General features: G+C 50.2%; 15 protein-coding genes. 8 read left to right on the forward strand and 7 right to left on the reverse strand.

Annotated elements, in window-relative coordinates; genetic code table 11:
• Positions 1-88: 88 nt before the first annotated feature.
• The 3 genes from H9Q79_RS03240 to H9Q79_RS03250 all read left to right on the forward strand — a co-directional run bounded on the left by H9Q79_RS03240 (position 89) and on the right by H9Q79_RS03250 (position 3,135).
• Positions 89-757: a histidine phosphatase family protein gene (locus H9Q79_RS03240; protein ID WP_118645977.1), complete on the forward strand. Its 669-nt coding sequence runs from the start codon at positions 89-91 to the stop codon at positions 755-757.
• Positions 744-1,769 (forward strand): tRNA preQ1(34) S-adenosylmethionine ribosyltransferase-isomerase QueA, encoded by a 1,026-nt coding sequence (queA, locus tag H9Q79_RS03245; RefSeq protein ID WP_118645975.1) that lies wholly within the window; start codon positions 744-746, stop codon positions 1,767-1,769. The genes H9Q79_RS03240 and queA overlap by 14 nt, the downstream gene beginning before the upstream one ends.
• A 112-nt stretch (positions 1,770-1,881) precedes the next feature.
• Positions 1,882-3,135, forward strand: coding sequence for an HD-GYP domain-containing protein (locus H9Q79_RS03250; protein WP_118645973.1), 1,254 nt, complete (start codon positions 1,882-1,884; stop codon positions 3,133-3,135).
• 23 nt (positions 3,136-3,158) lie between these two features.
• Here H9Q79_RS03250 and H9Q79_RS03255 read toward each other — a convergent pair whose 3' ends face one another.
• Genes H9Q79_RS03255 through H9Q79_RS03270 form a run of 4 tightly spaced genes read right to left on the reverse strand, consistent with a single transcriptional unit; the run spans position 3,159 to position 7,670 of the window.
• Positions 3,159-4,199, reverse strand: coding sequence for a sensor histidine kinase (locus H9Q79_RS03255; RefSeq protein ID WP_118645971.1), 1,041 nt, complete (start codon positions 4,197-4,199; stop codon positions 3,159-3,161).
• Complete coding sequence (locus H9Q79_RS03260; protein ID WP_118645969.1) at positions 4,196-4,870, reverse strand: response regulator transcription factor; 675 nt, start codon at positions 4,868-4,870, stop codon at positions 4,196-4,198. Before H9Q79_RS03260 ends, H9Q79_RS03255 begins: the two co-directional genes overlap by 4 nt.
• Before the next feature lie 6 nt (positions 4,871-4,876).
• Positions 4,877-6,898: an ABC transporter permease gene (locus H9Q79_RS03265; RefSeq protein ID WP_118645967.1), complete on the reverse strand. Its 2,022-nt coding sequence runs from the start codon at positions 6,896-6,898 to the stop codon at positions 4,877-4,879.
• Positions 6,888-7,670 (reverse strand): ABC transporter ATP-binding protein, encoded by a 783-nt coding sequence (locus H9Q79_RS03270; RefSeq protein WP_118645965.1) that lies wholly within the window; start codon positions 7,668-7,670, stop codon positions 6,888-6,890. Before H9Q79_RS03270 ends, H9Q79_RS03265 begins: the two co-directional genes overlap by 11 nt.
• Positions 7,671-8,015: 345 nt before the next feature.
• On the opposite strand from H9Q79_RS03270, the gene H9Q79_RS03275 reads away from it, so the two are divergent.
• The 5 genes from H9Q79_RS03275 to H9Q79_RS03295 all read left to right on the forward strand — a co-directional run bounded on the left by H9Q79_RS03275 (position 8,016) and on the right by H9Q79_RS03295 (position 11,979).
• Positions 8,016-8,327: a hypothetical protein gene (locus tag H9Q79_RS03275; RefSeq protein ID WP_249329186.1), complete on the forward strand. Its 312-nt coding sequence runs from the start codon at positions 8,016-8,018 to the stop codon at positions 8,325-8,327.
• Between the two features lie 3 nt (positions 8,328-8,330).
• Positions 8,331-9,401 (forward strand): GGDEF domain-containing protein, encoded by a 1,071-nt coding sequence (locus H9Q79_RS03280; RefSeq protein ID WP_249329187.1) that lies wholly within the window; start codon positions 8,331-8,333, stop codon positions 9,399-9,401.
• A gap of 143 nt (positions 9,402-9,544) precedes the next feature.
• Positions 9,545-10,429 carry a helix-turn-helix domain-containing protein gene (locus H9Q79_RS03285; protein WP_118645961.1) on the forward strand — a complete coding sequence of 295 codons (885 nt, stop codon included), beginning with the start codon at positions 9,545-9,547 and terminating at the stop codon, positions 10,427-10,429.
• Positions 10,430-10,552: 123 nt separating this feature from the next.
• Complete coding sequence (locus H9Q79_RS03290; protein WP_249329188.1) at positions 10,553-10,897, forward strand: PadR family transcriptional regulator; 345 nt, start codon at positions 10,553-10,555, stop codon at positions 10,895-10,897.
• A complete protein-coding gene (locus H9Q79_RS03295) occupies positions 10,894-11,979 on the forward strand; it encodes an HAAS signaling domain-containing protein (RefSeq protein WP_118645957.1) in 1,086 nt (361 codons plus the stop codon). The genes H9Q79_RS03290 and H9Q79_RS03295 overlap by 4 nt, the downstream gene beginning before the upstream one ends.
• On the opposite strand, the gene H9Q79_RS03300 is transcribed toward H9Q79_RS03295, so the two are convergent.
• The 3 genes from H9Q79_RS03300 to H9Q79_RS03310 form a co-directional block, all read right to left on the reverse strand.
• Positions 11,961-12,623 carry a DUF3298 and DUF4163 domain-containing protein gene (locus tag H9Q79_RS03300; RefSeq protein WP_118645955.1) on the reverse strand — a complete coding sequence of 221 codons (663 nt, stop codon included), beginning with the start codon at positions 12,621-12,623 and terminating at the stop codon, positions 11,961-11,963. The genes H9Q79_RS03295 and H9Q79_RS03300 overlap by 19 nt on opposite strands.
• 76 nt (positions 12,624-12,699) lie before the next feature.
• On the reverse strand, positions 12,700-12,849 hold the full coding sequence (locus tag H9Q79_RS03305) for an AE-binding protein (protein ID WP_118645953.1): 150 nt from the start codon (positions 12,847-12,849) through the stop codon (positions 12,700-12,702).
• A 57-nt stretch (positions 12,850-12,906) separates the two neighbouring features.
• Positions 12,907-13,497 (reverse strand): hypothetical protein, encoded by a 591-nt coding sequence (locus H9Q79_RS03310; RefSeq protein ID WP_118645951.1) that lies wholly within the window; start codon positions 13,495-13,497, stop codon positions 12,907-12,909.
• Positions 13,498-13,571: the final 74 nt, after the last annotated feature.

Below are 13,571 nucleotides of genomic sequence, written 5' to 3' on the forward strand. Positions count from 1 at the left end.
TGTACCCGCAGGGCGCGCCGTAAAGCAGGCCCTGGTGGGGTGGAGAACAGCCCGCGCTGTTCCAAAGGTATTATAAATGGAGGATAATATGCGCTTATATGTAATCAGACATGGAGAAACATCCTGGAATGTTGCGAGAAGGCTTCAGGGACATGCGGGGGCAGACCTGAATGAGAATGGCGTTAGGCTGGCCGAAGTGACGGCCCGGGCCATGAAGGATATACCGTTTGACCTTTGTTTTACAAGCCCTCTGACAAGGGCCGCCCATACGGCGCGGATCATTTTGGCAGGGAGAAATGTTCCGGTGATTGAAGAACCCCGCATCATGGAAATAAGCTTCGGGGAGTGGGAGGGCCTTTGCTGTGCTTCGGGCCGTTCAGAGATTCCCGGCACTAATTTTTTAGAAACTTTCCATAAGACCCCTTTCAATTACGTGCCGGCGCCCGGAGGGGAATCTATCGCCGATGTCTGTGCGAGAACAGCGGATTTTTATCAGGAGCTGTCAGGCAATCCGGAATATCAGGATAAGACGATCCTGATTTCCACTCATGGATGCGCATCACGTGCCTTTTTGCGCAATGTTTATGAGGATAAAGAGGATTACTGGCACGGCGGCGTGCCGATGAACTGTGCCGTTAGCATCGTGGATGTGAAGGATGGCAAGGCTGTGCTGCTGGAATCAGATAAGATTTATTATGATGCTTCTGACTGTGTGGATTATTATGCCGCTAAAGAGGAGAAAAATGAAGACAAGTGATTTTTATTATGAGCTGCCGGAGGAATTGATCGCACAGGATCCGCTGGAGGACAGGAGCTCCTCCAGACTGCTGTGTCTCAACAGGGAGACAGGGGATATCCGGCACGGGCATTTCAGGGATATCCTTCAGGAACTGCTGCCCGGAGACTGTCTTGTGGTTAATGACACGAAGGTGATACCGGCGCGGCTTTACGGACGGAAGTCCGGTACGGACGCCCTGGTTGAGATTCTGCTTCTGAAGCGCCGGGAAAATGATATCTGGGAGACTCTGGTGAAGCCTGGTAAAAAATGCAGGCCGGGCGCGGAGATTGTCTTTGGGGATGGCATTCTGAGGGGCGAGGTTCTGGATGTGGTAGATGACGGCAACCGTCTCATACAGTTCCGGTATGAAGGGATTTTTGAAGAAATTCTGGATCAGCTGGGCGAAATGCCGCTTCCTCCGTATATCACCCATAAACTGAAGGATAAAAACCGTTATCAGACCGTGTACGCGAAAAATGAGGGCTCTGCTGCCGCGCCTACGGCCGGGCTTCATTTTACAGAGGAGCTGCTGAAGGAAGTAGAACGGTTGGGTGTGAAGATAGCGCACGTGACACTCCATGTAGGGCTGGGCACCTTCCGCCCGGTGAAAGTGGAGGATGTCTCGGAGCATCATATGCATTCGGAATTTTATGTGGTGGAAGAGGATCAGGCCAGGATGATTAACGATACGAAAGCTTCGGGAGGCCGGGTGATCGCAGTTGGGACGACAAGCTGCAGGACGCTGGAATCAGCTACAGGAGAGGACAGTATTCTGAAAGCCGGAAGCGGGTGGACAGAAATCTTCATCTATCCGGGGTATCAGTTCCGGATGATAGACGGGCTGATTACGAATTTTCATCTGCCGGAATCCACGCTGATTATGCTGGTTTCAGCGTTTGCGGGGAAAGAGCATGTTCTGAGGGCGTATGAAGAGGCGGTGAAAGAGAAATATAGGTTCTTTAGCTTTGGAGATGCAATGCTCATACTATAAAATAAAATGATAGGTGATACGAGAGAGCAAATAATTGAGCCCCCGGCAGTTAAGGAAGCTTGACTGCCGGGGATTTTTGTAAATCATCATATATGCCTGCCGGAGGATAAACATGAAAGTAAGAGCAGTTGTCAACAGCAATAACATCAGTGGCCTGATTGAGCGGACTTTAAATTATGTGGATCCACGTCTGGTGGATCATGGCAAGAGAGTCGCGTCCCTCGTATTCGGAATGCTCACAGTGCAGGATAAATATACTCCAAGGGAAGTCCAGGACATCTGTATTCTCTCCATGCTTCACGATATCGGCGCTTATAAGACGGAAGAGATTAACAGGATGACACAGTTTGAATCAGAGGACGTGTGGGAACATTCCATCTATGGATATCTGTTTCTCCACGAGCTTTCTCCTCTGAAAGAATGGGCGAAGGCGGTCATGTTCCATCATGTCCCGGTGTCCGGGCTGCCGGACACGCTGGAAAAGAACATAAGCGAGACGGCCCAGATGATCAGCCTAGCAGACAGGATTGATATGTATCTGCAGAGCAGCTCTGATATTGAAACTCTGCTGCGTTATCTGGAGCAGGTGAGAGATTTAAAATTTGACGGGCACATCCTGGATCTGTTTTATGAGGCAGAACAGAGATTTTCACTCTTAAGCTCTCTGAAGGAAAAGAAGGATTTTCGCAGGATACTTCCGGAAATACAGCTCACAGAACAAGAGTGCGAGGATTATCTGAAAATGATGATTTATGCCATTGATTTCAGAAGCCAGCATACCGTGACACATACAATCACCACCACCAGCATCAGCGTTTCGGTAGCCAGGTGCATGGGGCTGCCGGAGAGCCAGGTGCGCAAAATCTGGTACGGGGCTTTGCTGCATGACCTGGGCAAGATCGGGATTCCGGTGGAAATATTGGAATATCCGGGCAAATTAAGCCCTCAGGCAATGACGATCATGCAGACACATGTTAAACTGACGGAAGAGATCCTGGGCGGCACGATTGAGGAGGATATAACAAGAATTGCCCTCAGGCACCACGAGAAACTGGATGGAAGCGGGTATCCCAGAAGGCTTCCGGGAGATGAGCTGACGACGGAGGAGAGGATCGTGGCGGTTTCCGATATTGTCAGCGCCCTGTTGGGTACGCGCAGCTACAAGGGAGCATTTTCACGGGAAAGGACATTATCAATCATTGAAGAGCAGGCCCGGGAAGGGAAACTGGACTGTCAGGTGGTCAAGGTTCTGAAGGAAAATTTTGAAGAGGTTCTGGAAACAGTGGAAGAAAACTGCAGGCCTGTATTAGATACTTATTATGGTCTGCACAAGGATTACCAGCGTTTGTTAGGGAAATATCTGTAGAAGGGCAGAGGCAATGGGGGCTGTCATAAAAACACCGGGGCAGGCGGCTCTTGTACGTCCGGAAAGATCAGTTCAATCCCAAATCCGTAGCCAGGCGGAAGGTCTGTCTCCAGGCCGGTTTCAATGGAAAGCGCCTTCGCATATTTTTTTACAAAATATAAACCCATTCCTGTAGCTTTCTGGCGTTCCGGGTGGCTGCCTGTAAATCCTTTGTCAAAGAGAAACGGAGCATCTTCGGGCGGGACTCCCGGCCCGTTGTCACGGACGGCAAGGTGGACCCTTAAGCCGGGACTGCTTTCCTTCCACAGCCTGACTGCAACCCGCCCGTTCTCCGGGGCGGCGTATTTTATCCCGTTGCTGAGAAGCTGCGAGAGGATAAAAACAAGGATTTTCTGATCTGTCACGGCTGTCAGAGGCTCTAGCTCCTGCAGGAGCGTTACATGCCGTTCTTCTGCGCATGAGAGGAAATCAGAGGCCGTATCCCGCACGCAGCTGTCCAGAAGAACCCGTTCAAATTTGTAGTCGGCGTGGCTGTCCTGCAGCCGGGCGTAATAGAGGATGTGATCCACGTGCCCGCTGATCAGATGCCGGACATAGGTCATTCTGCTGTAGACATGAGGACTCATTTCATCTCTGTAATTATCCAGAACCAGTGTGGCGAGGGAAAGGGGCGTTTTAATCTCGTGAACCCATGATTCGATATACTCCTGGTAGCTCTTCAGCTGTTCACGGGCTTCTTCGAGCAGGCCGGACTGTTCTCTGAGCTGACGGTACAGGCTGTGGACAGATGGCTGCCAGAAGGTTCCCAGTACGGAAGAGAGCTGCCGCATGGCGGGTTCGTCCGGGTGGTCACAGAAGGCTTCCAGAGTCTTCAGGTATTGGAGTTGTCTTCTGTGTTCCAGAAAACATCCGGTACAGACGATGATCGCCGTGAACAGCAGGATGAACATCCCCACGCCTCTCAGGGCGTTTGGGCGCAGAAGCCATGTAAGAAAAATGAACGTCAGATCCGTGGCGGCCAGAAGAACTATCCAGTGGCCGGATCTTTTTAGAAAATATTTCATAGGCCGGTTACCTCCAAACAATAGCCCTGTCCCCATACAGTCTTCACGATTTCACCGAGCCCGATTACCCCAAGGTTTTTCCTCAGGCGGGTCATGTTCACCTGCAGGATGTTCTCATCGGTGTACTCCTCTGTGCCCCAGACATAGGTGAGAAGTTCAGAGCGGGAAGTGAGAGAGGGGTGTTTTTCCATCAAAAGGCGGAGAATCTTCCCCTCAGTGTCAGGAAGCAGGATGTATCTTTCTTTATAGAGCAGTTTATAGGTATCTGTGTCCAGGGAAAGACCTCCGGCCTGGATGATATTCTTAAATTTCCCATAGGTCTGCAGCAGCCGTTTAGCGCGGGCGGCCAGGCGGTCCGGATGACAGGGCTTCGTCAAGTAATCGTCGGCACCGAGGCCGATTGCAGCCAGTTCATCTTCCAGGGTGTCTCTGGCTGTCAGAATAAGAATCGGAAAGGAAGCCCTTGCTTTCAGCCATTTGCACAGTTCAAAGCCGGATTTTCCAGGCAGATTGAGATCCAGCACGACGAGGCTGGGTGATTGGGTCAGTATCTCCTGCTCCGGGGCAGCGAAGGAAGAGATACCCATAGCGTGGTATCCCTTCCTGGTGAATGCGGTTACGAGTTCTTCCCGCAGGTAAACGTCGTCTTCAACAACAAGGATTTTTATCAAACAGTATCACCCCCGATCGGTTACTTTCAGCGTTTTGATTTCATGGTAAGCCGCCCGCTGTACAATTGCCAGGTAGATGGCCTCCGTCAGCACAAACAGGGCGAGTGCGATTGCAGACAATGCCAGAACAAAGGTGAAGGAAGTGCCTTCCTGCAGTCTGGTAAAGCTCTTGAACAGGGAGAGTATGGCAAAGATGCTGCTCATGACCGCGACTCCCAGGACCAGTGAAAAGAAGGCCTGTATCTGTTTTCTGGAGGAGCGGTAAAGGGAGTCTCTGTCTGCCCCCAGCATCAGCAGTGTCACATACCGGTGCTTGTTCTCGCGCTGTTGGATCAGATATTTCAGTCCTATAACGGTGTTGGAGATGAGCAGGAACAGGACGCCAAGGTATATGGTCAGGTAGCTTGCGGCAACTGTGTAGAACAGGTTCCGGCCTATGCCGGACAGGTAGCTTTCATATTCCAGGCCGGTTGCAGACAGCCTGGCGTCCATTTTCTCGATCGCCTGCATGAGCCCCAGTTCTTCTGTAAGGCTTTGAGACAGATGGACATTCCAGCAGAAAGGCTCCGGCGATACGGCGATCCGTGCGAACAGCCCGTCGGGGACGATCAGAGCTGTGTACAGGGTGATCGCCCGGTCGGCAACGATGTTGTCATAGAAAAGCTCAGGAAACAGGCGGTAGTTTTCTCCGGCGACTGTGATGGAAGCCTGGTTTTTTAAAGCGGCGTCCAGAGTGCTGTTGAAAGCACCTCCCCGCGACATGGAGGTGTATAGCGCCAGCTCGTGATCTTCCAAAGTGACAGGTTCACGGCCCATAGCTGCCAGCATCTGGTTGTAGCTGGCCAGCGAAAGGATGTATTCACAGCTTCCGGAGATGTTTTCCAGGATGTTATCCCTTTGGTCTGTGGGCGGCAGCATGGCTATCGCGTCTGCCAGACCGCTCAGATCCCGTGGTGCATCAGTGTAAGAGAGATATACGGGATAAGCGGCGGCAATCATGGCGCCGGTTTCAGGATCCTGGAGAGCCGCGGTGACAGCGGATTCGTCGCCCATGATAGAAAAATCAGTGGTTCTCACAGAGGCCGTGCCGCTTCCGGCGACCATCCCGATACCATAGGAAATACAGGAGAGTGCCATGAGCAGCAGAAGGGAAGAGACAGTGAGTGTCTTATACTGGTATAGCACGTTTTCCTGGATCTGACGTCCGGTGAAGGTTGTGAGACCTGCAGATGTTTTGCTTTTGCGGCGGATCCTCTTACCCAGAAACCCTCCGAGTCCGCGGTAGAACAGGAAAGTTCCGGCGCCTCCGGCCAGGAGCAGGAGCGGAAAGGTCAGAGTAAAGCTGACGGGTGAGAAGGCACCGAGAGCGTAGGCAGCGGCCAGCAGGGCAGTTCCCAGAGCAAAATAAGAGGCGCCTTTCCGGACCGGCGTTGACTCCTGCTTCTCAGCAGAATCTGGCTGAAGGAATTGTGCGGGCTCCAGATTACTGATCCTAATGCATAAAAACAGCATGGACATCAGCTGTACCGCAACAAAGCCGCAGATAGTCCAGAAGACTGCCGGTATGGAAAAGGTAAAACGGTGCCCGATGATGCCAAGCCCTACCAGTTTCGCTGTGGTAAGACTGATCCCCTCTGTCAGGAACAGGGCAGCCGGCAGGCCGATCAGCAGGGAGACCAGGCTGCTCCAGAGTGTCTCACAGAACAGCATGGCGAACAGCCGGCTGTGCCTCATACCGAGCATGAGATACATGCCGAATTCTCTGCGGCGGCTGTCCATCTGGTATTTACAGGCAAAATAAACCAGAAACAGCACGAAAAACAGTGAGAGGACGTAGACCACGGGCACTAGAGCCATCAGCTTCTGAACAGCATCGCTTTCCATTTTGCTCAAAAAACGCATGACATCCTGCTTATCCAGAGACAGGAGTGTATAAAAAGCTATGATGGCGATTACCAGGGAGCCAAAAAATAAACCATTGCCCCTGCGGTTTTTTGCAGCATTTCTCCAGACCTGTTTAAAGAACATTTGCACTCCCTCCTCCCAGCTGCGCCATCACGGTTACGATCCGGCCGTAAAAATCTGTCTGTGTCTCAGAGTCTGTTTTCCGCCGCAGTTCATGAAAAAGGCGGCCGTCCTGGATGAAGAAAATCCGGGAGCAGTAGCTGGCAGCGTTGGCGTCGTGTGTGACCATCATGATTGTTTTTTTGTGTTCCTGGTTAATGGCGGAAAGCTTATCCATCAGCAGCCGGGAATTCCTGCTGTCCAGGGCACCGGTCGGTTCGTCTGCCAGAACGATGTCAGGATCTGATATCAAAGCCCTTGCCGCCGCCACACGCTGTTTCTGACCTCCGGACATCTGGGAGGGAAATTTATCCAAAACCTCTGAGATGTCCAGGACGGCAGAAATTTGGCGGATGCGGTCTTCGGCTCCTCTGCCGGTTATGCCGTGAAGAGACAGCGGCAGAACGATATTTTCTCTGGCAGTCAGGTTGTCCAGCAGTTCAAATTCCTGGAACAGATAGCCGATATCACGTCCGCGGTACTCCGCCAGCTGAGCGTTGGTAAAGGCCGATAGGTCTTTGCCCCGCAGGTATACCTTTCCGGAGGTGGGCCTGGTCATGGTGGCGATGCAGTTAAGCAGCGTCGTTTTGCCAGAGCCGCTGGCGCCCATAATGCCGAGGAATTCACCTTCCAGCACATCGAAGCTGATGCCTCGCAGGGCCTCTGTCTTCGTGGTATCTTTACCGTAAGTTTTTGTCAGGCCATCAACCTGTAAAATGCGGTTATTGAGATTCATAATCATCCTCCTGTCTGCTGCTTTTGTTGATACTTCAAAGTATATCCACAGGGCACCCCGCAATACAGGCCCTGTCGGGCGGCGGAACAGCTTACGCTGTTCCATAAATTATAGCAGCCGGACCGGCCGGAGGCCACTTACAATTTTTGTAAGGTAACTGCCTCAGCCATAGGATTTTCAGGGTATACGTTGAAGTATAGCATGGCGGGCGGATGAACACAACGGCTGGTGGTTTTTTGATAAATGTCATAAACGTGTGTTGCAAATTACCGTTTCACAGGCTATATTAATTAGGGAGGAGTTATCATTTTCAGGCTCCCCTGGATATTTGAAGAAGGAATAGCGATGAATAAAAAAGATAAAAAGACTTTACAGGGGATTAAGATCCGTAACTTTAATTACTGGATGATTGTGATTGCCTGCATTTTATATGGGTTTTTAATCTATGAAACTGCGCAGATATCTATTAAATACAGGGTTATGACTGCAGCTACCCAGAAATATATTGCCTGTGAAAAGAATGCTGCGCTGGTTCACGATGGTTCTGACGAATTGACGGAGCAGGTGCGGCTGTACGCAGTCACGATGAAGCCGGAGTACATGGAAGCGTATTTTAAAGAGGCTAATGTCACGCGGAGCAGGGATAAGGCATTGTAGCAGATGGCCGAATATCAGTTGGAGGACGGCGCATATGAAGCTCTTTTAGAAGCCCATGACAGTTCTAACCGGCTGATGGAAAGGGAGATCTATTCCATGCGGCTGATCTCAGAGGCACAGGGCTATGAAACAGACCTGCTTCCGGCAGAAATGCAGAGTATACAGCTGACTGAGGAAGATATTACGTCAGGCCGGGAAGATAAAATACGAAAAGCACAGGAGCTGGTATTTGACGAGGGATACCAGGAAGCTAAGAGTCTGATTGAGAACCATATCACCCAGTTTCTTGACAGCATCATTGCGACAACAGAAACCAATCATGTGGAGAGCGCAGAAGCTCTGGAACAGACCCTGGCGCTGCAGAGAATCTGGATCAGCATACTGTTCGTGATGAATATTATAACCTTCGGGATTATCACAATGCTGGTGGTCAGACCATTGAAAATATATATAAAATGTGTTAAGGATAATCTGATGTTTGAAACCGTCGGTTCTTATGAGTTTAAATATCTGGCTTTGACGTATAATAATATTTATGAGCTAAATGCAGCTAATCAGGCGATGCTGAAAAAGAAAGCAGAATATGATACGCTCACAGGAGTAATGAACCGGGGTGCTTTTATCCAGTTTGCCCGCCTGCAAGAACAACTGCCGTCTGCACTTTTACTGATTGATATTGACCGGTTCAAGGAGATTAATGACTGCTATGGGCATGACACAGGGGACACAGCGTTAAAGAAGGTGGCCCGTCTTCTGACTACAAGCTTCCGGGCGTCGGATACATCTGCCAGGATAGGCGGCGATGAATTTGTCGTGCTCATGGCAGATATCTGTGAAGATCAGAAGGATGTTATTCAAAAGAAGGTTGAACAGATGAATGAGTTCCTGAGACACCCTTCAGACGGACTGCCTCCGATGTCGCTCAGCGTGGGCGTCGCTTTTTCGAATAATGGGTATAATGAGGAGCTTTATAAAAAGGCCGATAAAGCCCTGTATTTTGTAAAAGAGCATGGCAGAGACGGCTGTTGCTTTTTTGATGAGAAGATGATGGACGTAAGGGACTCGGCTATTTGATAAATAGAGAAATATCTGATCAGGATGGACTTCGCAGGCCGCAGTCCATCCTGTTCTTTTATAAATAATGCTATGTACAGGTCAGCAAAGAAAGTCGAGAATTATTCCCGGGTTTCTTATACAATTATCCCGGAGGTGAAGAGATGACAGAACAGATTATGGCAGTTCAGAGGATGCAGGATTATATTGAAGGACATCTGGAGGAAAGGGTTACGATGGCTGACCTTGCCAGGGCGTCTCTCTTTTCGCCCTGGCATTCCTACCGGCTCTTCCGGCAATATACTGGCTTTACACCGTCTGAGTATATTCGTCGTCTCAGGTTATCCAGATCCGCCATGCTGCTGAAAAAGGGGGAACACCGCGTTCTGGATGTGGCTCTGCGGCTGGGCTTTGGAAGCGTGGACGGGTACCAGAGGGCATTCCAGAGGGAATTCGGCTGTAATCCTGGAGAATACGTGAGAGCTCCTGTCCCGGTCACGCTTTTCATCCCCTATGGAGTTAAATTCAGAGAATTGAGAAAGGAGTCATTCGAAATGATGGATGTGAGAAATGTATTTGTTCAGGTGATACGGAAGCCGGAACGTAAGGTAATTGTGAAACGGGGGATCAGCGCGGAAGACTATTTCCCTTACTGTGAAGAAGTGGGTTGTGATGTATGGGGTTTGTTGTCCAGCATGGATTCCCTCTGTGGAGAGCCGGTCTGCCTGTGGCTGCCGGCGAGGTATAAAAAGCCGGGCACTTCTACGTATGTTCAGGGAGTGGAGGCAGAGGCAGGATATGACGGCCCGGTCCCGGAGGGGTTTGATGTCATCAGTCTTCCGGCAGCGGAATACCTGATGTTTCAGGGAGAGCCTTTTCAGGAAGAAGATTACTGCGAAGCGATAACGGCTGTCCAAGAAGCTGCTGGACGCTATGATCCTTCTCTTGCCGGCTACGAATGGGATGACGAGAACCCGCGCATACAACTGGAACCTCTTGGCAGCCGGGGGTATATTGAACTACGGGCAGTCAGGCCGATACAGAAATAAGCAGTGAATAAATAGCATCTGCACCAGTTGGGATTTTCCGGTGTGGATGCTTTTCTTATAATATTAGAATCTTGACAATAGTGTGTGATACACAGTATAATGAATTCAGGAGGTGATGAAGCGTTGGGTGAGGAAAAAGACCTGATGAGCGTTTTGCTGATGGAATTGCGCAGAGGGACCCAGGTATTGAGTGTCCTGAGCCAGATGAAGGAGCCCCGTTACGGGTACGCGCTGGTTCAGAGCCTGGAAGATAGGGGTGTGACCATAGATCCGAATACCCTTTATCCGCTCCTCCGAAGGCTGGAGGGCCAGGGGCTGTTGGTAAGCAAGTGGGAGACGGGCGGCACGAAGCCCAGGAAATATTATCAGAGGACAGAATACGGCACGCAGATATATGAGCGGCTGAGATGCCAGTGGGAACTGATGGTTGCCGGAATGAGTGAGCTGTTGAAGGAGGAAGAGAGATGACGTCTATGGATCGGGAGTTGATGGAGAGATATATCTATCAGGTGGTACGGCGCCTGCCCAGAGAACAGCGCCGGGAAGTCAGCCTGGAGCTGCAGGAGCTGATCAGTGACATGGCTGATGTGGCTGGTTCCATGGAAGAGGCGCTGGAAAAGCTGGGGAATCCCGCCGAATTTGCGAAGAAGTATCAGGATGATACACATCATCTAATCGGGCCGGAATATTATGATACCTATCTGTGGTTTTTGAAAATTGTCCTGCTCTGCACACTTATTCCAATAGTGGCCGTATCCGTCATCGAAGGGATCAGAGACGGGCTGGCCGGATATGAGGCCAGCTATGCGGGAGCTGCCGTTCCTGTTGCCATACACATACTGGCGAATACGATCGGTAACTGTATTGTATCCTGTGTCGGAGCCTTCGGCGGAGTCACGCTGGTATTCGCGGTGATGGAACGCCAGAAGGTGAAGCTGGACATCAGGAAAGAGAAAGAGTGGTCTGTGAATGATCTGGGCGGAGAGGACTCCGGCGGAAAAGGACGATGGACTCCTGAAGCCCTGACGCCGGTACCTCATAAAAAGGCCATTATTAAAAGAAGTGACAGCATCGTGAGCATCGTATTTATCGTAATCTTCTGCGTGCTGCTGATCTTTGCCCCGCAGTTTTTCTCCGCGGTTTTCAGCGAAGACGGATCGGTTGTCACGGTACCTGTGTTCAATCTGCAGCAGTGGGGGATCATACTTCCGCTGATTGTAGCCAGCCTGCTGATTGGGCTGGCGGATGAGATCCTGCGGCTCGTAGTGGGATGCTATTGCCGGCTGGTCATGTTCAGCAATATCATCTGCGGAGGGCTTCAGATCCTGCTGGCTGTCTTGCTGCTGAAAGTATTTCCGTTCTGGAATCCTGCTTTCTGGGGAGAAGTGGGCGTTCGTCTCGGCGAACAGATGGAAGGGGCAGCGGACTTACTGAGGTACTGGAACGGGGCGTTGGTGTCAGACATTATTTTGGCCGTCATATGTGTGGCAACTCTTGCTGAGATCGTTACGACTATTTATAAAACACTCCGTTATGGAGAAGACCATTGATCAGAAATCTCTATAGGAATATTAAATTCCGGGATTCCGGTAGAATACGGGGCGATATCATATTGCTGAAAATAGATGACGCAGCTGTCCGGCTTTAAATAAAAATTATCCACATGGAAGGTCTGAAGCAGCAGGGACTTATAATTTTCAAAGTAGGAACCGGGAGACGAGTATATTCTTTCTTCAATTTGCCTGACGATGGATTGCTGGAGACGATAGAGCGTGGCAGGAGTAAAAGGATAGAAATCTGCCAGGCGCATTCGGGTGCCGGATTTAAAATTCCAGGTATCTGAGGTGCGTTTCGTTTCACCGTGAGCTCCGCCCATATATGTATAGGCGTCCATGAAAAGGCTGACGAGACATCCCTCGTTATAGGTGATTTGATAATCCATGTCGAATGTATAGCTGTTGAAAGCGCTGCCAGGCTGCATATATTTAGCGCTTTCCGCCGCCTGAGTAAAAAGAACAGTGCGGCAGTAAGTTTCGGCGTTCTGTGCAAGCTGTGAATAGTAGTCATTTATGATTCCGGCCGAAACAGGACTGCAGCTTGTAGTAAACGAGGGATATTTAATTTTGTAGGTGAACACAGGAATATCCCTGTAAACCATAGTGTCTTCAAGGGTATGGAGAGTTACTTTCTGCATCTTGGCTCCATAAGCAGTAGTTATAACAAATATATAGACCAAAAGGGCAGTTAATGCCAGAAAAAAAGAGGAATCATTATGATTCCCCTTCTCCTCCGGGCCCGTCTTTGCGAGGCCTGGTAGATTCCGGCAATGGCTCCGTGATCCAGGATTCCTTTGGAAGATCGATCTCCGGAGTGTTGCCGTCGCCGTATGGCAATTCCTGAGTATTATTTTTATCTGACATAATCACACCTGCCTTTCGGAAATATTCTGTCCCGGGTGCAGGAAAATTATGCGCATACTATAATAGCTGTATGTGGAAAGCAACCGTCTGCGGCGGAACGCTGGTGGTCTGCACGATGGAATGGGTGATTCGGACCATCTGGCCGGGCCGGAGCGCGCGGAGATCCACCGGGCGGCCATTGCGGCCGGTAATCGTGGTATCATCTGTTATTATAAATCTTATCTGGCTGTTTATATTACCGGGATTTCCCGTGTGAAGAACCTGGTTGCGGACATTTATGGAAGCTATCCGGTCGATGGTTATATCAAAGGAAGCCTGGGGTTCTCTTCTGACGATAATCAGAAATGCGTTCGATTGGGGTGGGATACTTCTGGTCATCCGGGAAGAAAACACGGCGCTCACCCACATGCCTTTGCGGATGCTGCAAAGGCACATATTCTGTCCAAAGGAATTCAGGATGATCGTATTTCTGTGGACATTTAACCTCAGGTTCTGGATGGATACAGTATTGTTCGGGCCGGTTACGGCATAAGAAATCAGCAGGAATCCATTGGGCATATTGGGAGCAGAAACGTCTTCGACCAGGGCGCTGTCTATGCGCATAATATTTCCCTGTTGAAAAACAGTTCCGCGGGGATCATTCTTCATGTCTGTCCTCACTAAATAAAATATTCAATTTTAATATATGTAGAAGGAGCGGAGATTGTTTCTGTGAATAAAGT

Source organism: Wansuia hejianensis (assembly GCF_014337215.1).
GTDB classification, from domain to species: Bacteria; Bacillota; Clostridia; order Lachnospirales; family Lachnospiraceae; genus Scatomonas; species Scatomonas hejianensis.